Below are 26,337 nucleotides of genomic sequence, written 5' to 3' on the forward strand. Positions count from 1 at the left end.
AATTAACCGCAACATCAGAATATTTCGTAGATATGATTGAAGTCGCAGAGAAAATTGCGTAATTTTAATCGATTTATAAATAAATTGATGTAACCCTCCCTTTTAAAACACAAAAAGGAGAGGGTTTTTATACAAAAAATTTAAACTAATACATTCATCCAATTTTAATATTTTTGAAATGATGGTAAAATTTCAGTTTCAATACGGTTTAAAATAGCTTTTCCAGCATTTTGAAAAGCTATTGGACTATAACGTGACTGGATATAATTACGCGCGTTTTGTGCATATTCAGTTGTCTTTGCTGGGTTATGAAAATATTCAACTATGGCCTCACCTAGAGCTTCTGGTGAGTTTTCATCCAGCAATGTGCCAATAGGATTATTCTTTACACAGAAACGCATCTCTCCTACAGAGGAAGAAATAACAGGTAAACCCGCAGCCAAAGCTTCGTGCAACGCAATACACATCCCTTCATAAGTTGAAGTTTGTGTATAAAGATGCAAGGTTTTTAAATAATCCATAACATTTGAATAAAAACCTACTAACTCAACATTATTTAACTGTAACTCTTGAATTAAATTTTGTAATTTTTGTTCTTCACCACCTGCACCAGCGATAGAAAAATGAATTTTTGTTCCAACTTCTGGGTATTTCTGATTAATATAATCAATGGATTTGATCATAATATGAAAATTTTTAACTGGGTGTAAACGTCCCATACTTCCTATATGAAATACGCCATTTCCATCCCAGACTGGCATTTTAGGCAAGCTTTCTGGAACTTTAAACAAAGGCCACGTCATCACTCTATCAGAAGAAACATCCATCCCAGTTTGTAAAAAATCAGCGACACCATCAGAATCTGCGACCCAAAATTGACTATACCGTTGTAAAAAACGAAGAGCCGCCGCTTTATAAGCCCTAAGATTAGCACTATGCTTCCAACTAACAACGGGAATATTACATAATTTTCCTATTATTTGCCCATCCATCGTTCCACGAGACAAAGACGTCCAAATCAGGTCAGGTGGAGACTTTTTCACTGCTTTATATAAATTATAGGTTGATTTTAAACGGTTATCACCATTTAAAGAAAGCAATTGATAAGGCACATTCCTTTTTTCCAATAAAGCAGCTGTTTCCATATCTCTGGGTAAGCATGCTAATACTTTAAAACTATGTCCTTGGCTTTTAAAAAAGTCAGCCAAATCAGGAATTATAAATTCTGCACCACCACCTTCTAAACTACTGATCACATAATAGATTTTCATAGGAACCCCTGATTTTTATCAATATATATTCTGTGCTTTTTCACATAAGCAAAACATAACAATTTATAAACCATAAATCTTCAATTTTCTTTGTTAAGCCAGAATAATAAATAACGGCAATAGATATAGTTTATTATGCTTACCCTAATAATTATTCATATAATCAATAAGATATATTATTTTTTTTCGTTTGATTAAAAACTACAAACCTCTATCATGAATTGTATAATAAAAAGCTGAATTACTAATCTATTGACTATTATATTTAAGGAACATAAATAATGAGTAAAAAAACTCTTACTGGTGCCAACGGCGCTCCGATTGCTGACAATCAAAATTCTCGTACAGCTGGCCCCAGAGGCCCTGTCCTTATTGACGATTTTAATTTAATTGAGAAACTTGCTCATTTCAATCGTGAAAATATTCCAGAACGCCGTGTCCATGCCAAAGGCGCAGGTGCACATGGCACGTTTGTTGTTACCAAAGATATCACACAATATACCAACGCAAATCTCTTTAACACAATTGGCAAAAAAACACCTATGCTTGCACGTTTTTCAACCGTAGGTGGTGAACGTGGTTCTGCAGATACAGCACGTGACCCCAGAGGATTTTCTTTAAAATTTTATACCGAAGAAGGTAACTGGGATATTGTGGGCAATAATACGCCTGTGTTCTTTATTCGAGATGCCATTAAATTTCCTGACTTCATACATACACAAAAAAGATACCCAAAAAGCAACCTTAAAGATTCTGGCATGATGTGGGATTTCTTTTCTCTATCCCCTGAAGCTTTACATCAAGTTACCATTCTTTTTTCTGACCGTGGAATTCCCGACGGATTCAGATTTATGCATGGATATGGCAGCCATACTTACAGCCTAATTAACAAAGATGGTGTCAGAACATGGGTAAAATGGCACTATAGAACCCAGCAAGGAATCAAAAATCTTGATCCAGAAAAAGCTGGGGAACTAGCTGGCAGCAATCCAGATTATGCAACTGAAGATTTGTTTAACGCTATTGAAAAAGGTGACTATCCTAAATGGGGCGTTTACATCCAAGTCATGACCGAAGAACAAGCAAAAAACTATAAAGAAAATCCTTTTGATGTTACCAAAGTATGGTCTCAAAAAGAATTCCCATTACATGAGGTTGGATATTTTGAGCTTAACCGTAATCCAGAAAACTATTTTGCTGAGGTAGAACAAGCAGCTTTTGCGCCAAGTAATGTTGTTCCTGGCACAGGGTTATCCCCAGATAAAATGCTACAAGGACGTGTATTTGCATATGCAGACGCACAACGCTATCGTATAGGCACCAACTATCAACAATTGCCTATTAATGCGCCAAAATGCCCTTATGCAAATTATCAGCGTGATGGCGCAATGCGTTTAGATCAAAATGGTGGTGGCAGCCCAAATTATGAGCCAAACAGCTATGAAAATGCTCCTAAACAAACGAATAAACCAGAACCTTTATTTCCTGTTGATCTTTCTGGTGCTGCAGGTCAATATGATCACAGAACAGATTCAGATTATTACAGCCAACCTGCCGCCTTGTTTAAACTCATGAATGCTGAACAAAAAGAATTATTGATCAGCAATCTAGCAGCATCTATGCAAGGAGTGAAACAAGAAATACTTGAACGTGTATTGGCACACTTTGTGAAAATTGATCCAGAATATGGGCAAGGAATCGCTAAAAAATTAAATATAAAACTAAACTAAACTAAACTAAACTAATAAGTTAAAGAGAAACAAACTTCTATTCTATAATTTTATTTAAATATGATGTATGATTACTTCGTAACTTAGATAAAACTTAGAAAATACAAAGGACAACTATCTATGAGTACCACATTTTTTATTCCTTCAGTAAATGTTATCGGTGAAAATGCTTTGAGTGATGCTGTGCCACACATCAAAGCATATGGCTTTAAACATGGCTTGATTGTTACTGATTCTTTTATGAACAAATCTGGCGCTGCAAAGCAAGTGTCTGATTTGCTTGCAAAAGAAGGTATTAAAACTTCTATTTATGATGGTACACATCCAAACCCAACTGTCACAAATGTTAATGATGGTTTAAAAATTCTAAAAGAAAATAACTGTGATTTTGTTATTTCTCTTGGTGGTGGTTCACCTCATGATTGCGCAAAAGGGATCGCTCTTTTGGCAAGTAATGGCGGCGAAATCAAAGACTATGAAGGTTTAGATGTCCCTAAGAAACCTCAACTACCATTGGTTTCAATCAACACTACGGCTGGCACAGCCAGTGAAATTACACGTTTCTGTATTATTACTGACGAAGTGCGTCATATTAAAATGGCAATTGTTACCTCTATGGTAACCCCTATTCTGTCTGTTAATGACCCAGCATTAATGGCTGGTATGCCTCCTGGATTAACCGCTGCAACAGGTATGGATGCTTTAACTCATGCTGTTGAAGCATATGTATCTATTGCTGCATCTCCTATTACGGATGCATGTGCATTAAAAGCTGCTACTTTGATCGCTGACAACCTACGTACCGCTGTTAAAGACGGTAAAAATATGGTTGCTCGTGAAAACATGGCTTATGCACAACTCTTAGCTGGGATGGCCTTCAACAATGCGTCTTTGGGTTATGTTCATGCAATGGCTCACCAATTGGGTGGTTTTTATGGCCTGCCTCATGGTGTATGTAATGCGGTTCTTCTTCCTCACGTTGAAGAATATAACGCACCAAAATGTGCTGGCCGTCTAAAAGACATCGCAGCGGCTATGCATGTAAATGTTGATAATATGAGCGACGAAGAAGGCGCAAAAGCTTGTATTGCTGCTATTCGTGCATTGTCAAAAGATGTCAATATTCCTGCAAACTTGACCGAACTTAAAGTTAAAGCAGAAGATATCCCAACATTGGCAACAAACGCATTAAAAGATGCTTGTGCTGCAACCAACCCTCGTGTTGGTAACCAAGCAGAAGTCGAAGCAATCTTCAAATCTGCTATGTAATTTATAATTACATGAGTTAGTAAAAAGCGTCATATTCGAGAGAGTATGGCGTTTTTTATAATATTTTCATTTCTTGCAGAGCTTGAACTATTAATTCTTCTCTTCTTTTACAAATCTCATTAAGCGTGTTTCGTATATTATTATCATACGTATCCATAAGATCACACCACACCCATCCATTAAAACCTGGTTCTACCTGCTCAGGAAACGGATCTCCCCACCACCAACCTATTTCCTCAGGTAAATACCTATTAGCCTCAATTAACCACTCTTGCCTGTGGTTTTCAATATTTCGTATCTCTTGTTTAATAGCAGGCACCATATCAGCAACTACATTATTAATAAATATGTAAAATATCTCATCTGAGACCATAAAGAATGTATTTCTAGCTTCAACAAACTGATCTTTAGGAATATTATTATAAACTAGATCTTTAAAGGTAAAATAAGCCTCATTCCACCGCTTAAATACTTCATATCTTCTATCTCGAATATCTAACTCAACTTTCTTTAACGCTATATCTGCTTGTTGTTTTGCTAGAAGTAGTTGTTCTTGAGATATCTTACTTTGTGATTTTGATAATTTAAATTGACCATAAGCAATCCAAACTCCAAAAATACCAATAATAATAGGGCCAATCGCTTTAACAAAATCAATCCACACATATAAAGACGAAATAAAATTATTCATATGGTTTCTCTTTACCAATCTATACCTGCATCAATCTAATTATAATCAATATCACAACAAAAAAGCCACGGCTAATATAACCGTGGCTTCGTATAGACAACTCAACCAATAACCGAGTTAATCAGCAAGATTCATTTTATTGATATGAACCGTTGTCTTAACCCCTTCACTAGAAAGTGCATCAGGTTTCACAGCAATCGTGTACGCTCCTGCTGGTAATTCCCAATGGTGAGCTTTAGGTTCATAATTCGCAATCGCTTGTAGAGCCAATGGTATAGAAACCGTTTTTGTTTCCCCTGCTTTTAAAGCAACTTTATCAAACCCAAGCAAACGACTGGTCGTGCCATCTGGCATGGTTCCATAAACCTGAACCGCATCTGCACCGTCTTTTTTACCTGTATTTTCAACCGTAACTTCGGCGGTCATGGTTGGATTTTTACCAGATAGATTATTATTCAACGTAATCTTGGTATATTTAAACGTTGTATAAGACAACCCATATCCAAATGGATAAAGTGGCGTAATCTTTTTATCTTGATACCAACGATATCCAACATTTGCTTTATCTATATCTAGACTTAAAGAAGAGATAACAGAAGAATCATTTTCCATTGGCTGACCAGGGTCTGCATTTATAATTCGACCTGCACCTTTAATCGTTGGATATGGAACTTGTGATAGAGATTTTGGCCAAGTAGTTGTTAAGCGTCCAGATGGATTAACTTTGCCAAATAAAACATTAGCAATCGCTGTCCCACCAGAAGTTCCTGGGAACCAAGCTTCAACCACAGCATCCACGTTATTCAACCAAGGCATCTCCACAGGGTTTCCTGTTTCCAATACAACAACCACCGGTTTTCCTGCCTTAGCCACGGCTTCAATCAATTGGTTTTGATTATCTGGCAAGCTTAAATCTGCATTATCAAAAGCTTCTGCACTCCATTTTGTTGCAAAAATAATCACAACGTCTGAATTCTTTGCCAAATCAACAGCTTGTTGAATATTATCACCCCCTGCAAATTGCACTTTTGCTTCAGGTGCCAAAGCTTGGATTGCTTTCATGGGTGAAGATGGGAAATAAGATTCTGGGCCAGGCCATGTTTGCATCCCTGTTTTTAATTTAATATTTCCACCTCTAGCAGTAACTTGAGAAGACCCACCACCAGACAAGACGCCTTCATTAGCATGTCCACCAATAATCGCAATATTTTTTACGGTTGTAGCTAGTGGTAAAATATTTTGTTTGTTTTGTAATAAAACAATCCCATTTTCGGCAACCTTTTGAGAAATTGCTTCATGTGTAGCAACATTCTCTGGTTGCTCTGATTTTGTAGCAGGATGATCGTAAGCCCCGACTTGAATCAAACCATATAAAACACGATATGCCATATCATCCAGGCGGCTTTGTGGGACTTCACCCTTTGCAATCGCTTCTTTCAAATCTTTACCGAAATAGATCTTTTTATCAAATTGATCAGCAGCAGATTCCTGATCTAATCCTGCATTAGCGGCTTTAACTGTACTATGACCTGCTCCCCAATCGGTCATCACATAGCCCTGATATCCCCATTCTTTCTTGGGCAACTGTAATAAATAGCTATTCTCACAAGCATAATCCCCGTTCACCTTGTTATAGGCACACATGATAGAGCCAGGATTACCTTTTTTAATCACAGTCTCAAAAGCAAGGAGGTCTGATTCTCGCCCTTCTTTCTCTCCCACTTTCATGTCTAATTTTAAACGATTTGTTTCAATATTATTGAATGCATAATGTTTAACAGTAGAAACAACATGCTGGCTTTGTACGCCTTTAATTTGTTGAGCTGCAACATTTCCTGCCAGTATAGGATCTTCACCTAAATATTCAAAGTTACGACCATTTCTTGGATCTCTAACTAAAACAGCTCCACCGCCTAGTAAGACGTTAAAACCTTTATGAAAAGCCTCGGCCCCAGTCACTTTACCTGCTTCATAAGCAAGCTTAGGGTCAAAGGTTCCTGATAAAATCTGACCACTTGGTAATGAAGTCGCCGCATCCCCAGGGCGAAGATCACCACCAGGATTGGTAACCCCCAAACCAGCATCTGTAATTTGTTGCGCTGGGATACCCAATCTCTTAATACCAGGAACATAAGCCGCACTGCCCAAAGCTCCTTTAGGAACTGGGAATTTTTTGGGGCCATTGAGTACAGCATACAGACTGTGAACTAACTGTAATTTTTCGTCCTGTGTCATTGCCTTCACAAGGGCTTTTGCACGAGCTTCTGGAGAAAGGGAAGTGTCTTTCCAAGTCGCTTCTTCTGCACGAGCAAGGTTTGTTACACTGACAAGAATAGATGAGAGTAGAAATAACTGAGATAACTTCATGCGAATGTCCTTCTAAGATCTAAATATATAGAAACATTAACTTCCTTTTATTACGAACAGTCAATCTATTAAAAGATTTTATTAGCCTTATTCTTAGAAAAAGGTTTCAATGTTTTTAAATTTAGATAAAAAAATTATGAAGCTATTTATCAATTATATCAAATTCTATCATGATAAAATAATAGCCACGGTTTTAAGCCGTGGCTAGATAAAAGCAATTCGATAAAAAAAGAATACTAATCAGGTAAGTCAATCTGATCCAAACGCATTGTTGTTTTCAAGCCTTCGTGAGATAAAGCATCAGGTCTAGCAAAAATTTCATAATTACCAGACATAATTTCCCAGTTATGTTTTTCTGGAACATAATGAGACAAGCTGGCTGGGAATAAAGTTACGGGAACAGTTTTAGTTTCCCCTGCATTAAGTTCTACTTTTTTGAAACCTAGCAAACGACTTGGTGATCCGTCTGGCATTTTACTATAAATCTGAATAACATCCGCGCCACTACGGTTCCCTGTATTTTTAACTGTTACATTTGCAGTCATAGAATGTTGATCTTCTGTAAAGTTTTTATCAATAGATAATTTTTTATATTTAAAGGTCGTATAAGACAAACCATATCCAAAAGGAAATAGTGGCATTAACCTTTTTTGCTCGTACCAACGATAGCCGACATTAGCCCCATCTTCATTTAAATTAACAGAAGATACAGCCTGATTTTGTGAGGAATATTGTTTGACATTTAACGTATCAGCAACAGCAATCTTTCCTGCCCCTGCAATATAAGGATATGGAACTTGACTTAATGCTTTTGGCCATGAAGCCGTTAAACGACCTGATGGATTGACCTTGCCAAATAAAACATTAGCAATAGCTGGCCCACCAGAAGTACCAGGATACCAAGCTGCAAGAACACCATCAACATCATTTAACCAAGGCATTTCAACAGGATTGCCTGTTTCCAAAACAACAATCACCGGTTTCCCAGCTTTAGCAACTGCTTCAATTAATTGATTTTGATTTCCATAAAGCTCTAAATTCGCAGTATCAAAACCTTCAGCACTCCATTTCGTAGCAAAAATAATAGCGATATCTGACTGCTTTGCCAAATCTACGGCTTCTTGTATATTTTTACCCCCAGCAAAGGAAACTTTGGCATCAGGAGCTAATGCTTGTATTGCTTTCATAGGAGAAGATGGGAAGTAAGTAATAGGTCCAGGCCATGTCCGAATTCTTTGTTGATCAATAATATTGCCCCCTCTGGCTGTCACTTGAGAAGAACCACCACCAGACATAACACCCACATCTGCTCTACCACCGATAATAGCTATCTTTTTAATGCTTGGGGACAAAGGAAGAATATTATGATGGTTTTTAAGTAAAACCATACCATTTTCTGCAATTTTTTGAGAAATTGCTTCATGTGCTGCTACATCTTCGGGCTGATCAGACCTATAGGCTGGATTATCATAAGCTCCAATACGCATCATACTATATACAATACGATAAGCCATATTATCCAATCGACCTTGAGAAACCTCACCTTTGGCAATTGCTGTTTTTAATGCTTTACCAAAGTATACCTTAGTATCTGATGATATTCCAGATTCTTGATCTAGACCAGCATTTGCAGACTTAACCGTACTGTGGCTTGCTTTCCAATCTGTTAATATATAACCACGGTATCCCCAATTTTTCTTGGGTAATTGCAATAAATAACTATTTTCACAACTATAATCACCATTCACTTTGTTATAAGCACACATAATAGCACCAGGCTGTCCCTGTTTTATTGCTATTTCAAAAGCCAAAAGATCTGATTCTCTAGCTTCTTTTTCCCCAATACGCATATCTACTTTCATACGATTAGTTTCAATAGCACTAAATGCAAATTGTTTAGCTGTTGCAATCACATGCTGGCTTTGTATACCTTGTATTTGAGCCGCCGCAATATTTCCAGCGAGCAAAGGATCCTCGCCTAAATACTCAAAATTACGACCATTCCTTGGGTCTCTTACTAAAACAGCTCCACCTCCACCAAGTAAAACATTAAACCCTCTGTCAAATGCCTCTTTCCCTATCATTTGACCTCCTTCATGAACAAGATCAGGATCAAAGGTTCCAGACAAAATTTGACCGCTAGGCAAAGATGTGGCCGCATCACCAGGTCTTCCATTATTAGGGTTAGTAACCCCTAGCCCAGCATCTGTGATTTGTTGCGCCGGCAATCCTAGACGAGGAATACCAGCAACATAACCTGCTCCTCCCAAGGCTCCTTTTAAAACAGGAGAATTTTCAGGGCCGTTCTTAACTGCATAATGACTTGCAACCATTTGCAATTTTTCATCTTGTGTCATCGCACTTACAAGTGCCTTTGAACGCGCTTCAGGTGTTAAAGAGGTATCTTTCCATACTGGCTCAGCAGAAAAAGCAATACTGGGCATACTGACTAGCATGGATGACATAAGAAAAAAATGAGATATTTTCATAATGACGGCCCTTAAAATAAAAAAATTAAAATAATTTTAGTAGTTTACTATCAAAATCCTCTTGATGGTCAACAAATGATGTCATCACGTTTTGTTTACCATCAACAAAATCTACTCATAATAAAAAAACCTTAATCGTTACTCTATGAAAAAAGTAATAATTAAGGTTTTAAAATTTACTCCATTTACAAAATATTAGAAATCTACACGACTTTTAAATCCTAAGAACGCTGCATCTTTAATATTCTTTTGTGCATTTGGATTAATTTCATATTGAAAATCAGGTTGGAAACGAATACCTCTGTAAACATGAATAATATAAGTTAACTCAAAAGTTGTTTCCGCAGTCTGAATACCTGTTGCTCCACCAATATTACCAATTGAAACACCATTGGCTAAATTATAACGCTGAGCATCACGCATTTTACCACTCATAATTTGATGAATGAATAAAACACCAACGGCATCCATCGGTCTGGCTTTCCAAAAGCCCGTATTAATCATCCCAACCATAACTTCATTTTGTCGTTGGAAAGTCAAAGGATTACTATGAACAAAGCCTACATATCCAATAACACCATTCAGATCACCAGGGCCATTACGATGAATCATCTGATCTAATAATAACCATTCAACATCACGTCCACGTTTCCAACGTTGGTCAGCACCATTCATTTCGGTAATTTTTTTACCATTGAGGCCACTGCCCCATACAGGATAAGATGAAGTATCATAAGCAAAACCAAATTTATAATGCCCAACAAGATCATTTTTTCCCCAATGTGGTTCATAAACGACTTCTAATGGGAACTCACCCCCTGCATTTCCTGCAGTTCTTACGATAGCTGCCCATCCAGCACGCTTTCCACCTTCGTTACCATAAGCATAACGGTTCACTTGGAACATACCAATACGTATGGAAAAATGTTTTGTTGGTCTAAATAATGTTGTAATACCCCACGTTGAATCTGGCCATGCATTAAACCCTGCTGCCTGTCCAGAAAGGGGTTTGGGATTACCGCAAATACCGTTATTCATGAAATAACAATGAATGGGACTGGTCGCATAAAAGCCACCCACATTGCTTCGTCCAAAAGAGGTAACGATCTTACCATCCATAAAGTATTTATCACTATATAAGTTCACAAGTTTAGCAACAACGTTACCACCTGCACCATAAATTTCTTGCACCTGAGTGATATTTTCACCAATCATCGGGCTGAGGTTAGCACCATAACGCCCAATAACTGTCATGTGTGAAACTAAACCATTTGTGAACCAATTTTTACCAACTAATGTAGACCAATCTACATCAAGTTGTGCATCTGCAGCGCCAGCATTAGCAGAACGTTTTCTTGTCCCCCCCGTAATATTACCAGCAAACTCATTTTGGTTATCAAAATTTAGATTAATACCACGTTTATATAACCAAGGTTGAATCCCACCCCATGTGCCAAATAAATGTTCAGGTTGAGGCAATAATGGATTTCCACTCTCTTTTATTCTCTCTCTATCAACCGCGTTACTTTGCACCCGACCAATAGTAGTTAACCAATCACCGCCACTTCCAACAGGAATTAGCTGCCAATCAGTTAATCCGTTAATAGCATCGGTATCTTTAGTCTTTCCCGTTGGTGGTGTATTTTTTTCATCAACGGCTTTTGCCGTAGAATCAAAAAAGGCTGTTCCACCCATCATTAAAAAACAAGAAAGAAAATAAAATTCTCTTCTTTGCAAAAGGTTAGGTTTATTCCAAAGTAATGCCATATTCATCTATTACCATGTTTAAATGTTAAGAATCACTAGCTTTTAAAACATGTCATGATGGAACTGGGTTTTCACTTATGCTTTGTAGCTAGATTACTAATATCTTTCGTAATATAGATACAGATTACCCAACTATCATAGTAAAATGAATCATAAATCTCGTCTAACAAAGCAAGAAAAAATATGATGTGTCGAAATAGAAACAGGAATGTGTTGAATATGCAATCAATGCATACTCATAATATATAATCATTTATTTATTGGAAATATATGAATTGTATTTAATAAATACATACAGCTTTTATATCAAATTAAAGATGGCTCCCGAAGTAGGACTCGAACCTACGACCGAGCGATTAACAGTCGCTTGCTCTACCAACTGAGCTATTCGGGATCAGCCGTGAACTCTCTATAGCCTAATTCGATATTAATGGTAAAGTGTTTTTTTAGTTTTTTTTAATTTTTTTTAACTATTAAGTAAAATATTTTTATGACCACGCATAATAAATCATCAAAGTCATTGATAAGTCGCAGAAAAACTTTTTTTGGCATCGGCGCTACTTTGGCCCTGGTTGGAGGGGGGGGGTATGCATCTTATTACCTTAGCTCATCACCCAAACAGAGAATCAACGACTATCCACCGCAATCTATTCGGATTGCATGGCCTAAAAGTGAGAGCGATTCGCTCTTAGCGATTGCTCAAACAGAAGGTTTTTTTGAAAAATACGCTTTAAATGTTACAATTTTACCCAATATTCAAAATCACCTACAGGCTATGGACGCATTGAAACAAAATTTATGCGATGCAGCTGTGTTATCTGCTTTAGATTGGTTGCCTGAGTTACTTGGAGGAGTGCCAGCACGCTTATTGGTTGGAATTAGTGGCGGTAATTTTCGCTTACTAGCCTCACGCAAGCAACGAATCGATAGACTGATAGATCTGGCAGGATTAAAAATTGCAACCCATCGCCACTCAGCAAAAGAACGTCTTTTCTTTTCAATCTTGTTAAGACGTAAGGGACTCAATCCCGAACAAAACATTAAATGGGTTGAAATGGAAAAAGAAGAACTATTACCAGCTCTTCTTTCTAATCAAGTTCAAGCCATTATTGGCAATGACCCTTTAATGTGGGAAATATTAAGCCATGCAAATAAGCAAGTCTTTGAATTAGCCGGAAGTCAAAGTGGCAGCTGGAGTTCTCGTGCTAATCGAATTCTTGGAATGAACAATCAATTTTTGAATACAAATCCAAACATTACTACACCGCTAGCACTCAGTATTCGTCATGCTTCGAAATGGCAAACAGAACATTTGCAAGAAACCAGTATGCTACTTGCTGATCAATTAAAAGCTATGAGTAGTAAAGAAATTTTAGCTATGTTAAAAAATCAAAATCAAAATATTGTACCTATTAATAATCAATTATGGGAGCAAGTTGCACAATATATTGATGAATTTAAACTGTTGGGTAAAGTTCCAAATAGCCTTAGTTCAAGTCGTACGGCAAGACAATTTTGTTTATCAATTCAGTCATAAAAAAAACTCCTCTTTTAAGTTATCGAAAAGAGAAGTTTAACATTCTAATAATCAAAAACAAATTAAGCTAGCTGTTTATTAGCAAGTTTTTTTGGTAAAAATCTCAGAATGAGCCTCGTTAAAAAGGGTGCAGTTTTAGGTCTAACTAACCTACGATCATACCCAGCAAAACGCTTTTCATTTTCTGAAAGGCATAATTGTAAGAATTCTTTTAAAGTAGTCTTATCTTTACCCAGCTCTGCAACACCATTGATGGTAAAGTTATTATCTTCATAATATTCCTGACCATCAACATCGACTTCCCTAATTAGACCTAAACGTTCATAAATAAGAAACGCATGCACTGCATATAATTTTGCTTCAAATTTAACTCTTTTTATCAAAGATAAATTTTTACGATGCCATGCCAACCAGTTCGCAAATAATAAAATATGACGACATTCTTCTTGCATTACAGGCTCAAATGTCTCAATAAGTTCTTTTGTAAAAAAACCAGATTTTTGAGCAACTGAAAACAAACCAAAAGCAAAAAAACTATCCCAGCATTCACTAAATCCTGTAACCATATAAGCCCATTCTGCATCTTTAGGTAACTGATATTCTTGTTCTTCAGCCAAAGGAATACCATAAAATTTAACTAAATCAGTCAAAACCTCTTTGTGGCGATTTTCTTCCCAAGCATTTCTGGCTATGGCATCTGCCATTTCTGGATCTACAATTTCTTTAACATAAGCAGCCATTCTTAAGCGTGCTTTGCCCTCAGTATGAACTGCGATATCCCAAATAGGCAAACTTTTTAAGCGTTTAATTTCTTCTTCACTTAACTTAGGCCAATTCATAAATGTCGGTCTATAAGGATTAAATGTCTCACGAAACATCTGACACACGGCTTGCTTATGCTCTTTACTACCGATTTTAAGCGTCCCGGGAATAGTGCTCATCCAATGACGTACACGATAATTCATTTCCTCTAGCTCTTTTTCAGATTGAGGTTTTGGCAAATCGTGTAAATTTTCAGGTAGTTTTGTGTAAATTGCTTCTAAACTAGACATTTAATCAACGCTCCAACGACAAAATTATTTCATATCAGACCATTTATGAATAATACGGTGAACCAATCCGTATTCAATTGCTTCTTTTGCAGACATCCAATAGTTACGATCAGTATCTTTTGTAACTTTTTCATACGAATGCCCTGTTTCTTTAGCAAATATATGATTCAAACGTTCACGCATTTTAATAATTTCTTTGGCTTCAATATCAATATCGGTTGCCGGTCCCCTGACACCACCCATTGGTTGATGCAATAAAAAACGTGTATTAGGTAAACAAACACGACGCTCTTTATGACCAGCAGCAAAAATTAACGCTCCTGCTGATGCAACCCATCCAGTGCCAATCATATTGATTGGAGCATGAGAATCGACGAAACGAATCATATCGTGAATTGTATCTCCGCTTTCAACATGTCCACCAGGAGAGTTAACGTAAACATCAATTGGACGATCAGAATCGTATGCCAAAGCTAATAAACGTGCGGTTACTTCTTTGGCAAGCCTGTCATTAACCTCTCCAAAAATAAGAACTTTTCGTTCTTTAAAGAGTTTACTTTCTAACACAGAAGAAGCCAGTGCTTCAGCACCTAGTTTTTCGATTTTTTCTGAAGGATCTACAGGCTCTTCAGGATCATTATTATTCAAAATTATTGTGTTATGCGTATCAGACTGCATAAAATTCATCAACTTTTCCCTCTAACTTACAACTAATGCGATGTTACTCATCATATTATAAAACATTTTATTGATAAATCTTATACACTTCAACAAACAGAATAAGAAATATTTTAACGATTATTTTATAAAACAATTTTTTCATATATTTTGTTTTTTGCAACAATTTTGACGATTATTTACTTAGTGTTGCAAAAGGAAAATAGCGCATTCATAAAAAAAACTATAATACTAATAACATTATTTAATTTATTTTAAATCTCGAGGTTCAAAAGAGTGCCCTTTATTCGCCAACCATTTCTTCGTTATAGTTTATTAATGGGTTTTTTGTGTTTAGAGGGATGCGCCAACAGTCCCGTTATTAAAACACCCGTAGGCTGGTACCATAATCTTGAAGGCGGTATTGTATCCCAGCCTCGATTACCGGTACCTGGTCATGATCAAACCTATCCTTATGTTGGATTAACCCCAACCCAGCCCCCTGCTTTACCTTCACCTGCATTGCGTAACGAGATTACCGACTCTTTAACCAAAGATAGAACACTCTCTGATTGGCAAAATACAGTCGCACCACTCGATATACCCAAAATCCCTCCTGCACCACAACAACCAGTGGCAGAAAGCAAACCTAATACAGAGCAAGCTAAAACAGCAGCCAACAATCAAAATTCAGAAGAATCTTCTGCAAGCTTTGATGCCGTAGGACAAGATCCCGCTCCAGAGGCCAATGCCGCAGACAAACAACCTGTTCAAAACACAGTAAAACCCGTTGAGAAACCTAAAGAATCAAAAAAAGCACCGCCTCCACCGCCTGAACCTGTTGTTCTGCCAGAATTGCGTGCGAAAATTGATGAGCAAGCAGTCGTCATTCCTGCTATTCCTGTTAACCCTCCACCTCCATCAAAATTCCCTGGATTTAACATTCCTTCAGATGCGAATTTACCATCACCATTTAAACCTGCGGCATTACCTTTAGAGGCACCAAAAGGCGAGTTAATAACATTTCCAATTGATTCGGATACTCCAAATCCCAAACAAGATGGGTTAATTAATTCTATTGCTTGGCAGCGTCATGGACGCACAATTTTTGTTCATGGCTATGGAGATGCCTATTCAATTGAACCAAAAGATCAATCCCAAGCATTATCTTTGGGGCTTTTACGTGCAAAAACAGTTGCAAAAATGTTAATTGCCCATAATGTACCAGAATCGTCTATTGTAATTCGTGCACACGCTATCGGCCATGGTGTACGCATTCGAATGGATGAGTAATTTTTATTATTATAATTTTTTCACAGAATTGAGTATCCTATGACCGAAGAATTTCATCGCATACGCCGTCTCCCTCCTTATGTATTTGCAGAAGTTAACGCGGCGAAAAAAGCGGCGCGTACGCGCGGTGAAGATATCATCGATCTTGGTATGGGTAATCCCGACAGCCGCCCACCAGAACATGTTGTGCAAAAATTAGTAGAGGCAACTTCATCTTCACGCGTACACGGATATTCTGTAAGCCGTGGAATTCCTGGGCTACGTAAAGCATTAGTCAATTACTATCAACGTCGCTTTAATGTTTCTTTGAATCCTGAAACTGAAGCAATCGTCACCTTAGGCTCAAAAGAAGGTTTGGCCAATTTAGCATCTGCTATCACCAGCCCAGGGGACACTATTTTAGTTCCTAACCCATCTTATCCTATCCACCAATTTGGATTTATTATTGCAGGCGCTGCCGTGCGCTCTATTCCTGCAACCCCTGATGAGAATATGCTCGAAGCGCTACACAGAGCTGTTCACCACTCTATTCCAAAACCAACAGCGTTGATTGTTAATTTTCCATCTAATCCAACTTCATATGTTGCAAGCTTAGATTTCTATCGTGAATTGGTTGCTTTTGCAAAAAAAGAATCTATTTGGATTCTATCAGATCTTGCTTATGCAGAACTCTATTATGGGGATCAAATCCCCCCCTCTATTCTTGAGGTGCCTGGCGCAAAAGACATCGCTGTTGAATTTACGTCCATGTCAAAAACATATTCAATGGCTGGATGGCGTATTGGTTTTGCTGCGGGTAATCCGAAATTAATTGCTGCGTTGACACGTATTAAATCATATTTGGATTACGGCGCTTTTACGCCTATTCAAATCGCTGCTGTCGCTGCTTTAAACGGTCCACAAGATTATATACAAGAAATGCGCGACCTCTATAAAGATCGGCGTGATACTTTAATCAAAGGTTTACATAATGCAGGATGGGACGTTCCTTCACCACCAGCATCAATGTTTGCTTGGGCACCAATTCCCGAGCAATTTAAACATCTGGGCAGCGTTGAATTTTCTAAATTGCTCCTTAAAGAAGCACAGGTCGCCGTAGCCCCTGGCTTGGGCTTTGGTGAGTATGGTGATGATTTTGTCCGTATCGGTTTGGTTGAAAATACACAAAGATTACGACAAGCTTGTCGCTCTATTAAAACCTTTATGAATACTTATACAAAGTAAATAAAATAAAACCACTATCTTTATGTCTATCGTAACCTGGAGAACATTTTATGAGTACCCCGTCTATAAGCAAACCATTAAAACTGGGGATCGCTGGTCTTGGAACCGTAGGAGGTGGCGTTGTCCGCCTTTTACAAGCCAATGCTCAGTCCGTCACCCATAAAGCTGGCCGCCCCATTGAAATCGTGGCGATCAGTGCCAAAAGCAAAGGTAAGGATCGAGGAATCAATTTATCCCATATTGAATGGTATGACAATCCAATGGATCTTGTATCCAATCCTGAAATTGACGTTGTTGTTGAGTTAATTGGCGGTGCCAACGGAATTGCTTATGATTTGGTCTGTGCAGCGTTAAAAGCACATAAAGGTGTAGTGACTGCCAACAAAGCATTAATTGCTTTACATGGTGATGAGTTGGCTAAACTTGCCGAAGAGCAAAATGTTCCACTTTTATTTGAAGCCGCTGTTGCAGGGGGTATTCCTGTTATTAAAACCATCAAAGAAGCATTAACCCCAGATCGTTTAAAACGAATTGGTGGGATCTTAAATGGAACATGTAACTATATTTTGACTGCTATGGCCAAGACAGGTTGCGCTTTTAATGATATTCTCAAAGAGACTCAAGAGCTGGGCTATGCCGAAGCAGATCCTTCAACCGATATTGATGGTTTCGACGCGGCACATAAATTGGCTATTTTAGCCAGCCTTGGTTTTGGTCATACTATTCACTTTAAGGATGTTTTTGTTGAAGGTATTCGTGACATTAACCCTGATGATTTATACTATGCCAAAGAGCTGGGATATACCATCAAATTGATTGGAATTGCACAACAACACCAAGATAATCGTATTGAACTTCGTGTTCACCCTGCTTTGTTGCCTCATGATACTTCATTAGCACGTGTAAACGGTGTTACCAATGCAGTATTCACCGAAGGGGAATTTTCTGGTCGTTTAATGTTGGAAGGTGCTGGCGCAGGAGAAGGACCAACATCTACTGCGGTCAGTGCGGATATTATTGATATTGCCAGAGGCTCAACCATTCCAATGTGGGGGACAGATTGGAAAGAATTAACCCCAGCAACCGTTGTTTCTCGTAACGAATTCATCAAAGCCTATTACATTCGATTAATGGTTCAAGATAAACCTGGTGTTGTTGCGGATATTGCTACCATTTTAAAAGAGCATAATGTGTCTTTACGCAGCTTATTACAACATGGCGCAACCAATGATATGAACGACTCCCCTATTGTACCTATCATTTTAGTAACGCATAAAACCAAAGAACAATCATTGTTACAAGCTTTACAAGCTATTCAAAAACTTCCTGTTATTACAGAAAAACATATTATGCTTCGTATCGAAGAAGCATAATCACTTACCTAAGGAATATGTTTACCATGCCTCTTTCTTCCCCTACGACTTCTACCTATACTGTTTCCGATCGCAATCTTGCATTAGAACTTGTCAGAGTCACCGAAGCTGCTGCTATTCAATCGTTTAGCTGGATCGGCCGAGGAAAAAAAAATGAAGCTGATAATGCCGCAGTAGAGGGAATGAGGCATGCTTTTGACACTGTGGCGATTTCAGGAACAGTGGTTATTGGTGAAGGTGAAATGGACGAAGCACCAATGCTTTATATTGGTGAAAAAGTTGGTTCTGGTGGCCCAAAGATGGATATTGCTGTCGATCCATTAGAAGGAACCAATCTAACCGCAAAAAATCTTCCTAATGCAATTACTGTGGTTGCATTAGCTGAAGAAGGGAAATTCCTTCATGCGCCAGATATTTATATGGATAAAATAGCCATTGGCCCTAATTATCCAGAAGGTATCATTGATATTGATAATTCAATTGAAACCAATCTGCGCAATCTGGCCAAAGCAAAAAAAGTGGATGTTTCTGAAATTACACTGAGCGCATTAGACAGAGATCGCCATCAAGAAATGATTGCCAAGGCTCGTGAAGTCGGCGTCCGTGTCAAATTACTTTCTGATGGGGATGTTGCTGGAATCATTGCTACTTGTATTCCTGATAGTAATGTTGATATATTTATTGGCTCTGGTGGTGCTCCTGAAGGGGTATTAGCAGCAGCTGCACTTCGATGCTTTGATGGGCAAATGCAAGGGCGTTTACTGTTTGAAGACCAATCTCAGATTGATCGTGCCCAAACAATGAGCGAAGGCGATCCTCAAAGAAAACTCTTTTTAGAAGATATGGCCAGTGGCAATGTATTGTTCTCTGCAACAGGCGTTACCACAGGGGATATTCTAAAAGGCGTTCAATGGAGAGGAAATTACGTATGGACCAATTCTTTGGTCACACGTTCTCGTTCAAAAACGGTTCGCTTTGTGAATGCACGCCATAATATCTTAGCAAAACCAATGGATATTAAATAAATTTAACTGTTAGCCAGTGTCTGAATTATTAAAAAAAACTTCTTCTGAAGCACCGCTTGCCCTGAATATACAACAAAGCCTTTCTGGGCGGCGGTGGTTATGGCGTATGCCATCCTTTTGCGATTCCAGCACACTGGATCGTCATGCTCAACATATCGCTCAAAAAGCCTCGCTTTACGATACCGTTGGCAGGATGATTGCCGTGCGTGGGGTTTCGCCCCAAGCAGTTGAGCATTTCCTTGAACCTAAATTAAAAAACTTATTGCCCGACCCTTCTTGTTTAAAAAATATGGACAAAGCGGCCGATCGCATTGCCAAAGCCGTTATTCAACAGGAAAAAATTGCTATTTTTGGAGATTATGATGTTGATGGTGGCTGCTCTTCAGCAATTTTAACTCAGTTTTTTAACGATCTTCACCTCTCCCCTATTGTTTATATTCCTGATCGAATCAAAGAAGGCTATGGACCTAACGCCCCAGCCTTACAAAGCTTAATCGATCAGGGTGTAACCTTAATTATATGTGTTGATTGTGGGGCTGCATCACATCAAGTCTTTGATGCAATCCCACAAGATAAAACCGATATTATTGTTTTAGATCATCATAAGTGCGAAACAGCACCTTCTATTTTTGCCAGCGTAAATCCCAATCAATTAGATTGTAATTCAGGTCTAGGTTATTTATGCGCTGGTGGTGTCAGTTTCCTTGCCTGTATTGCCGTGACCCGCGCGTTACAACAGAAACAATATTTTGATAATCACTCAAAACCCGATCTTCTTAATTTACTAGATCTAGTAGCTCTTTCGACAATTTGTGACGTGATGCCGCTAACAGGGTTAAATCGTGCACTGGTTACACAAGGCTTAAAGATTTTAGGAAAAAGAGAGCGTATTGGACTAGCTGCCCTACTAGAAGTCTCGGGCGTGCAAAAAGCACCTGATGCATTCAGTTGTGGTTTTGCCTTAGGTCCCAGAATCAATGCTGGTGGTCGTATTTCCGAATCAAATTTAGGACTAAGATTATTAACTTGTCACAATCCTGTGGAAGCCCATCAATTAGCAGAACGATTAGACACGATTAACAAACAGCGCCAAAATATTGAGCAAGGCGTATTACAACAGGCAACCGATTTAGCCCTAGAGCAGCATGAAAAAGGCTCTCCTGTTATCATGTTGCATCATAGTGACTGGCATCCTGGGATTGTTGGTATTGTCGCTGGACGAATCAAAGAACAAATTAACAGACCCACCTTAATTGGAGCCGAGCTTTCAGATGGCACGATTAAAGGGTCTGGACGCTCTATAATTGGACTGGATTTGGGGGCAGCAATTATCGCTGCAAAACAAGCCGGCTTATTACTGCATGGTGGTGGACATGCGATGGCTGCTGGATATAGCTATCGAAAAGATCAAACAGAGATTTTACACCAATTTTTGAATGAATATCTTTCTAAAGCAGCTCAAGCACCCAGCGTTGTTGATTTGGAAATCGAAGGGGTGACTACTATTGCTGGTGCTACAGTTGAATTAGCTAAACAAATAGAGCGTTTGACCCCTTTTGGGAATGGGAATGATGAGCCTTTGATTGTCTTATCTCATGTTCATATTTTACGCTCTGACAGAATCGGTAAAGACAGCAATACATTGCGTTTAACCTTGCAAGGTGAAAATGGTTCCAGTATTAAGGCCTTGATTTTCAAAGCAGATCAAAACCCTATTACCCCTTATTTAGAAGATTATAATAATCGTCGTCCTATGCATTTAGCAGGTTGGTTACGCACAAATAGCTGGAATGGCAGGGAAAATGCTGACTTTTTTATTAAAGATGCGGCTTTCGCATAAAAATATTTTTTTGTTCTTGACCTAATCACCATGCGCATGTATTAAGAACGTCATTGCCTCTGTCCCGTTCGTCTAGAGGCCTAGGACATCGCCCTTTCACGGCGGCAACACGGGTTCGAATCCCGTACGGGACGCCAATCATTTAAAAATATGGTTGTTGGTGTTTAGACTACATAGCTCGTTCTGCTATTCAAAAAGAACACATTGCCTCTGTCCCGTTCGTCTAGAGGCCTAGGACATCGCCCTTTCACGGCGGCAACACGGGTTCGAATCCCGTACGGGACGCCAATCATTTAAAATGTGGTTGCTGCGATTAACTAAATATCATGTATAATGTGATTATTATACTTTTTGCTATTATACATAGCCTATGTCCCGTTCGTCTAGAGGCCTAGGACGCTGCCTTCTCAAGGCGGTAACACGGGTTCGAATCCCGTACGGGATACCAATAATCATTTTTCCAATAAAATTAATATGTTATTATATACTAATTATTCCTTTATAATTATAAAAAGCACTTACAATGGAAAAAGAAAATAACAGTCTAAATGAAATTCAAAAAGTAAAAACTGACATTATCAAACGATATAACTTTTCTTTTATTTTTTTTCTAGGTGCTATTGTGCTTATAGCATTTGAACTATCAAACCCCAATATTGACTATATCCAAAAAGGACTGAATAACCTTATATTATATACAAGTTTTATTCTGCTTATAATTTCAGTCATTGCTAGTTTGGGTCCAAATTATGTACTATATGGGAAAGTTTTTATAGCATATAAACATATACCTGCTCTCATAAGTGAGAAATATAAATTAGATACATATTTGCTTAACAAAAATAATAAAATCTATTTAGACACAGCGAACCCAAAAGTTCAAAACAAAATAGAAAATTCGATTGAATCAAGTTTATCACACGAGGAAATGAAATTAATACAGTTTACGGATAACTGTACAAATAGATTTACATCTGAAATACAAATTTTAAATCGGAAAGGGCAAGTTAATTTATGGATCGGAATAACGACGACAATTATAGGGGCTAGCATATTAAGCTACACTTTTATTACTGCCCCAAACACTAGCCAAGACCATTGGACGTATCTTATTCATTTCTTTATACGAATTTCTATTATTATATTTTTTGAATTTTTTGCTTTCTTCTTTTTACGTTTATATAAGAACATACAAGAAGACATCAAATATTATCAAAATGAGATTAGTAATATTGAATTAAAAACATTTGCTGCAATGACTGCATTAGCAAGTAACGATACGTCTTTACTAAAACCAATCATTGAACAATTAGCAGCTACAGAACGCAATTTCATTTTAAAGAAAGGTGAAACTACGATCGGACTTGAACGAGAAAAACTAGATAAAAATGAAATTATTGATCTGGTTCGTGAAACGATTATTAGCACACAACATAAAAGCAAAAATAAATAAATTATTTAAAAGCCTTATAAAAAACTTCATAAGGCTTTCTTTATATTAAGGTTAATATTAATCTTACTCAAATAACTCTTTATTTCTAACCGCACCTTTATCAGCACTCGTCGCCATCATCGCATAGGCTTTTAACGCCAAACTGACTTTTCTGGCACGAAGTTTCGCAGGCTTCCAGCCTTTTTTGTCTTGTTCAACACGACGTTTTTGCAAATCTGAATCCGATACTTCAAGTTGAATAGAACGGTTAGGAATATCAATCACAATCTTATCGCCATTCTCAACCAACCCAATTGCTCCACCAGAGGCAGCCTCAGGAGACACATGACCGATAGAAAGCCCAGAAGTGCCACCTGAAAAACGACCATCGGTTAACAATGCACAAAGTTTGCCGAGATTTTTAGATTTTAGATAACTGGTTGGGTAAAGCATTTCCTGCATACCAGGCCCACCTTTTGGCCCTTCATAGCGAATAACCACAATATCACCAGGTTCAATTTGATCGCCTAAAATCCCTTCAACAGAAGCATCTTGGCTTTCAAATACTTTCGCATTTCCCGTAAAGGTCAAAATAGATTTATCCACGCCTGCAGTCTTAACCACACAACCATTTTCAGCAATATTTCCGTATAAAACCGCTAATCCACCATCTTGGGAATAAGCATGCTCAACACTACGAATACACCCCTCTTTACGATCTGTATCTAAAGTCTTCCAACGACTGTCTTGACTAAATGCTTGCTGTGTGGGAACACCACCAGGGGCCGCTTTAAAGAACTGTAAAACTGCATCATCTTTTGTCGTATTAATATCCCACTGTTGAATCGCTTCAGCCAATGTATCAGAATGAATAGTTTTAACCGTTGTATCAATGAGATTTCCTTTGGCTAACTCAGCCAAAATAGAGAAAATACCCCCAGCACGATGCACATCTTCAACATGGTATTTTTGTGTATTTGGAGCCACTTTACAAAGTTGTGGAATTTTACGAGATAAACGATCAATATTTTCTAAGGTAAAAGAAACATCCCCCTCTTGCGCAATTGCTAACAAATGCAAAATCGTATTTGTTGACCCACCCATCGCAATATCCAACGCCATCGAATTCTCAAAAGCTGCGATTGATGCAATTGATCTTGGAAGAACGCTATTATCATCGTTTTCATAATGTTGTTTACATAATTCAACAATACGACGACCTGCTCTTTTAAAAAGTAATTCACGATCTTTATGAGTGGCTAACGTCGTTCCATTACCAGGAAAAGATAGCCCCAAGGCTTCGGTCAAACAATTCATAGAGTTCGCCGTGAACATTCCTGAACATGATCCGCATGTTGGACAAGCTGAGCGTTCATACTCAGCAACTTGTGCGTCAGAAATATTATTGTTTCCTGCAACCACCATCGCATCAATCAAATCAAGTTTATGATTAGCAACTGAGCTTTTCCCTGCTTCCATTGGCCCACCAGAAACAAAAATCACAGGAATATTTAACCGCATCGATGCCATTAACATGCCAGGTGTAATCTTATCACAGTTAGAAATACAAACCATGGCATCTGCACAATGCGCATTAACCATATATTCAACTGAATCTGCAATAATTTCTCGACTAGGCAAAGAATACAACATGCCATCATGCCCCATGGCAATCCCATCATCAACAGCAATCGTATTAAACTCTTTCGCTACACCACCTGCGGCTTCAATTTCACGTGCCACCACATCACCAAGATCTTTTAAATGCACATGTCCAGGCACAAATTGAGTAAATGAATTCACCACAGCAATAATAGGTTTGTTAAAATCTCCATCTTTCATTCCAGTCGCCCGCCATAATGCACGAGCCCCCGCCATATTACGACCTTGGGTAGAAGTATGTGAACGATATTTAGGCATTTAACCAATCCTATTTAAAATTAAGAATATATTAAAATATATCCCTCTTATTTAAAAAAATTTCAAGAATAACCTTTAGAATATTACTTATTTGAATCATAAAAACCAACCACATATATTTCATGATCTTAATCTTTTAATAATCATCTATAATATATGCCTGATTTAAGACTCGTCTTATTGTATAATCTTTTTATTATCAATAAAATTGCTATCTAACTTACACTTTATATCGGCTTTATTACATTATTATATAATGCTAAATAATACTTATTCCGTTTTTAATCATTCGTTCGAATCTACTAATTGAAATAAACTATTGGTAAATTTAAGATGTTGAAGGCATAAATTAGAAAGAGACTTTTATGGCTATAAATATAACCCCTCGTCTAATTGATTTAACTTATGAAGCCCTTCTCAAATCTTATTGGAGAAAAGAGGCTCTTAAAAAATTTCTTATGTCATCTCATATTTCTTCTTCATTCATTGCAACTTGGTCAAATGATGAGAGCAAACGTATTTTTTTAGATCGACTTTTTAATGGATTACAACAAACATCAAAAGGTAAAGCTGTTATTTCTCGAATGGCATATAGCCTCTCAGAACAATCCACTTTTCCTGACCTAAGAGGTCCTTGGGAAGATTCGGATTTAAAAATACAAGCTGCCTACAAAGCAGTTCAAGAGCTCAAATTATATTTAAAACAACATAATGAACGCGTTATATCTGAGAAAGAACGTCTGGAAACACAAAAACGAGCCCAAATTCAAAAAGAACGCATTCAGCGATCTCAAACGGATAAAAGCAAACTTCAAAAAGAATTCGAAGAATTACAATCTAAAATAGGAACACCAGATGGTGGATATGCTTTTGAAAGATGGTTTTATCAATTACTTGATTTTTGTGAAATACAAAATAAACGTCCATATATAACTAATGGTAGACAAATAGATGGTTCTTTAACTCACGAGGGTACAACCTATCTCTTAGAATTAAAATTTACGAAAAACCAATCTGGAGCTGAAGAAATCGACTCTTTAAAGGCAAAAGTCAGTAAAATGGCAGATAACACAATGGGGATAATGGTATCTGTAAGCGGTTATAGTAAAGTAGCAATTTCGGAAGCATCTGGCGGTAAAACAACATTACTTATCATAGATGTAAATCATTTATACTTATTTTTCTCTGATATTATGAATTTTGAAGAAATTATTTCGAGAGTAAGACGTCATGCCTCTCAGACAGGTCAAGCATACTTACCAGTAAACGAATTTAATAACTAATAATTTTAAATACAACAAAACTTCATATGGGTTTTTTTAGTTTATTTATTGAGATATTGGGAGCGGGGAGAGGATTTGAACCTCTGACCTTCAGGTTATGAGCCTGACGAGCTACCG

Annotated in this window: 18 protein-coding genes and 4 tRNA genes; 13 read left to right on the forward strand and 9 right to left on the reverse strand. The window is 37.7% G+C overall.

The genetic code is table 11. The features are described 5' to 3' along the window. Positions 1–164: 164 nt before the first annotated feature. On the reverse strand, positions 165–1,271 hold the full coding sequence (locus tag COMX_RS10190; RefSeq protein ID WP_034341001.1) for a glycosyltransferase: 1,107 nt from the start codon (positions 1,269–1,271) through the stop codon (positions 165–167). Positions 1,272–1,552: 281 nt separating this feature from the next. On the opposite strand from COMX_RS10190, the gene COMX_RS10195 reads away from it, so the two are divergent. Together COMX_RS10195 and yiaY are read left to right on the forward strand one after the other, a co-directional pair. Then, positions 1,553–3,001, forward strand: coding sequence for a catalase (locus COMX_RS10195; RefSeq protein WP_034341003.1), 1,449 nt, complete (start codon positions 1,553–1,555; stop codon positions 2,999–3,001). 120 nt (positions 3,002–3,121) lie between these two features. Next, positions 3,122–4,270 carry an L-threonine dehydrogenase gene (yiaY, locus tag COMX_RS10200; RefSeq protein WP_034341007.1) on the forward strand — a complete coding sequence of 383 codons (1,149 nt, stop codon included), beginning with the start codon at positions 3,122–3,124 and terminating at the stop codon, positions 4,268–4,270. Between the two features lie 55 nt (positions 4,271–4,325). Here yiaY and COMX_RS10205 read toward each other — a convergent pair whose 3' ends face one another. From COMX_RS10205 to COMX_RS10225, 5 genes are all read right to left on the reverse strand, one after another. Continuing rightward, positions 4,326–4,961: a hypothetical protein gene (locus COMX_RS10205; protein WP_034341010.1), complete on the reverse strand. Its 636-nt coding sequence runs from the start codon at positions 4,959–4,961 to the stop codon at positions 4,326–4,328. A gap of 117 nt (positions 4,962–5,078) precedes the next feature. After that, positions 5,079–7,328, reverse strand: a complete 2,250-nt coding sequence (locus COMX_RS10210; RefSeq protein ID WP_051462125.1) for a beta-glucosidase — start codon at positions 7,326–7,328, stop codon at positions 5,079–5,081. Positions 7,329–7,564: 236 nt separating this feature from the next. Continuing rightward, on the reverse strand, positions 7,565–9,817 hold the full coding sequence (locus COMX_RS10215) for a beta-glucosidase family protein (protein WP_034341015.1): 2,253 nt from the start codon (positions 9,815–9,817) through the stop codon (positions 7,565–7,567). A 195-nt stretch (positions 9,818–10,012) separates the two neighbouring features. Further along, the gene (locus COMX_RS10220) at positions 10,013–11,584 is read right to left on the reverse strand and encodes a carbohydrate porin (protein ID WP_161631869.1); all 1,572 of its coding nucleotides are present in this window, start codon (positions 11,582–11,584) and stop codon (positions 10,013–10,015) included. Between the two features lie 318 nt (positions 11,585–11,902). Continuing rightward, positions 11,903–11,978 (reverse strand) — tRNA-Asn (locus tag COMX_RS10225). A gap of 96 nt (positions 11,979–12,074) precedes the next feature. Between COMX_RS10225 and COMX_RS10230 the strand changes: the two genes are divergently transcribed. Further along, positions 12,075–13,121 (forward strand): ABC transporter substrate-binding protein, encoded by a 1,047-nt coding sequence (locus tag COMX_RS10230; RefSeq protein ID WP_034341018.1) that lies wholly within the window; start codon positions 12,075–12,077, stop codon positions 13,119–13,121. Positions 13,122–13,183: 62 nt separating this feature from the next. Here COMX_RS10230 and COMX_RS10235 read toward each other — a convergent pair whose 3' ends face one another. Both COMX_RS10235 and COMX_RS10240 read right to left on the reverse strand, forming a co-directional pair. Further along, positions 13,184–14,173, reverse strand: coding sequence for a hypothetical protein (locus COMX_RS10235; protein ID WP_034341020.1), 990 nt, complete (start codon positions 14,171–14,173; stop codon positions 13,184–13,186). A gap of 24 nt (positions 14,174–14,197) precedes the next feature. Beyond that, positions 14,198–14,860, reverse strand: a complete 663-nt coding sequence (locus tag COMX_RS10240) for an ATP-dependent Clp protease proteolytic subunit (RefSeq protein WP_034341023.1) — start codon at positions 14,858–14,860, stop codon at positions 14,198–14,200. Positions 14,861–15,127: 267 nt separating this feature from the next. Here COMX_RS10240 and COMX_RS10245 point away from each other — a divergent pair, with 267 nt between their 5' ends. From COMX_RS10245 to COMX_RS10285, 9 genes are all read left to right on the forward strand, one after another. Further along, entirely contained in the window at positions 15,128–16,123 is a 996-nt protein-coding gene (locus COMX_RS10245) for an OmpA family protein (protein ID WP_034341026.1), read from the forward strand. Positions 16,124–16,162: 39 nt separating this feature from the next. After that, positions 16,163–17,347 carry an LL-diaminopimelate aminotransferase gene (locus COMX_RS10250; RefSeq protein ID WP_034341030.1) on the forward strand — a complete coding sequence of 395 codons (1,185 nt, stop codon included), beginning with the start codon at positions 16,163–16,165 and terminating at the stop codon, positions 17,345–17,347. Between the two features lie 50 nt (positions 17,348–17,397). Then, positions 17,398–18,720: a homoserine dehydrogenase gene (locus tag COMX_RS10255; RefSeq protein ID WP_034341034.1), complete on the forward strand. Its 1,323-nt coding sequence runs from the start codon at positions 17,398–17,400 to the stop codon at positions 18,718–18,720. 26 nt (positions 18,721–18,746) lie between these two features. Further along, on the forward strand, positions 18,747–19,745 hold the full coding sequence (gene glpX, locus COMX_RS10260; protein WP_034341036.1) for a class II fructose-bisphosphatase: 999 nt from the start codon (positions 18,747–18,749) through the stop codon (positions 19,743–19,745). 106 nt (positions 19,746–19,851) lie between these two features. Further along, a complete protein-coding gene (gene recJ, locus COMX_RS10265) occupies positions 19,852–21,585 on the forward strand; it encodes a single-stranded-DNA-specific exonuclease RecJ (RefSeq protein ID WP_371827982.1) in 1,734 nt (577 codons plus the stop codon). Between the two features lie 61 nt (positions 21,586–21,646). Next, positions 21,647–21,722, forward strand: a tRNA-Glu gene (locus tag COMX_RS10270). Between the two features lie 75 nt (positions 21,723–21,797). Next, positions 21,798–21,873: transfer RNA gene (locus COMX_RS10275), tRNA-Glu, on the forward strand. A gap of 84 nt (positions 21,874–21,957) precedes the next feature. Beyond that, positions 21,958–22,033 (forward strand) — tRNA-Glu (locus COMX_RS10280). A 75-nt stretch (positions 22,034–22,108) separates the two neighbouring features. Beyond that, a complete protein-coding gene (locus COMX_RS10285) occupies positions 22,109–23,038 on the forward strand; it encodes a hypothetical protein (RefSeq protein WP_034341041.1) in 930 nt (309 codons plus the stop codon). Positions 23,039–23,101: 63 nt separating this feature from the next. Here the strand turns inward: COMX_RS10285 and ilvD are convergent, their stop codons facing one another. Next, positions 23,102–24,937: a dihydroxy-acid dehydratase gene (gene ilvD / locus COMX_RS10290; protein WP_034341044.1), complete on the reverse strand. Its 1,836-nt coding sequence runs from the start codon at positions 24,935–24,937 to the stop codon at positions 23,102–23,104. Between the two features lie 365 nt (positions 24,938–25,302). Between ilvD and COMX_RS10295 the strand changes: the two genes are divergently transcribed. Further along, positions 25,303–26,220: a restriction endonuclease gene (locus tag COMX_RS10295; protein WP_152534215.1), complete on the forward strand. Its 918-nt coding sequence runs from the start codon at positions 25,303–25,305 to the stop codon at positions 26,218–26,220. The last annotated feature ends 117 nt before the right edge of the window (positions 26,221–26,337 follow it).

The organism is Commensalibacter papalotli (ex Servin-Garciduenas et al. 2014), assembly GCF_000527695.1.
Taxonomy (GTDB): domain Bacteria; phylum Pseudomonadota; class Alphaproteobacteria; order Acetobacterales; family Acetobacteraceae; genus Commensalibacter; species Commensalibacter papalotli.

What these genes read in the sequence shown, in the direction of transcription:
- COMX_RS10190 (WP_034341001.1), bottom strand. Translation starts at nt 1,271, where the DNA reads ATGAAAATCTATTATGTGATCAGTAGTTTAGAAGGTGGTGGTGCAGAA.
- COMX_RS10195 (WP_034341003.1), top strand. Translation starts at nt 1,553, where the DNA reads ATGAGTAAAAAAACTCTTACTGGTGCCAACGGCGCTCCGATTGCTGAC.
- yiaY (WP_034341007.1), top strand. Translation starts at nt 3,122, where the DNA reads ATGAGTACCACATTTTTTATTCCTTCAGTAAATGTTATCGGTGAAAAT.
- COMX_RS10205 (WP_034341010.1), bottom strand. Translation starts at nt 4,961, where the DNA reads ATGAATAATTTTATTTCGTCTTTATATGTGTGGATTGATTTTGTTAAA.
- COMX_RS10210 (WP_051462125.1), bottom strand. Translation starts at nt 7,328, where the DNA reads ATGAAGTTATCTCAGTTATTTCTACTCTCATCTATTCTTGTCAGTGTA.
- COMX_RS10215 (WP_034341015.1), bottom strand. Translation starts at nt 9,817, where the DNA reads ATGAAAATATCTCATTTTTTTCTTATGTCATCCATGCTAGTCAGTATG.
- COMX_RS10220 (WP_161631869.1), bottom strand. Translation starts at nt 11,584, where the DNA reads ATGGCATTACTTTGGAATAAACCTAACCTTTTGCAAAGAAGAGAATTT.
- COMX_RS10230 (WP_034341018.1), top strand. Translation starts at nt 12,075, where the DNA reads ATGACCACGCATAATAAATCATCAAAGTCATTGATAAGTCGCAGAAAA.
- COMX_RS10235 (WP_034341020.1), bottom strand. Translation starts at nt 14,173, where the DNA reads ATGTCTAGTTTAGAAGCAATTTACACAAAACTACCTGAAAATTTACAC.
- COMX_RS10240 (WP_034341023.1), bottom strand. Translation starts at nt 14,860, where the DNA reads ATGAATTTTATGCAGTCTGATACGCATAACACAATAATTTTGAATAAT.
- COMX_RS10250 (WP_034341030.1), top strand. Translation starts at nt 16,163, where the DNA reads ATGACCGAAGAATTTCATCGCATACGCCGTCTCCCTCCTTATGTATTT.
- COMX_RS10255 (WP_034341034.1), top strand. Translation starts at nt 17,398, where the DNA reads ATGAGTACCCCGTCTATAAGCAAACCATTAAAACTGGGGATCGCTGGT.
- glpX (WP_034341036.1), top strand. Translation starts at nt 18,747, where the DNA reads ATGCCTCTTTCTTCCCCTACGACTTCTACCTATACTGTTTCCGATCGC.
- recJ (WP_371827982.1), top strand. Translation starts at nt 19,852, where the DNA reads ATGCCATCCTTTTGCGATTCCAGCACACTGGATCGTCATGCTCAACAT.
- COMX_RS10285 (WP_034341041.1), top strand. Translation starts at nt 22,109, where the DNA reads ATGGAAAAAGAAAATAACAGTCTAAATGAAATTCAAAAAGTAAAAACT.
- ilvD (WP_034341044.1), bottom strand. Translation starts at nt 24,937, where the DNA reads ATGCCTAAATATCGTTCACATACTTCTACCCAAGGTCGTAATATGGCG.
- COMX_RS10295 (WP_152534215.1), top strand. Translation starts at nt 25,303, where the DNA reads ATGGCTATAAATATAACCCCTCGTCTAATTGATTTAACTTATGAAGCC.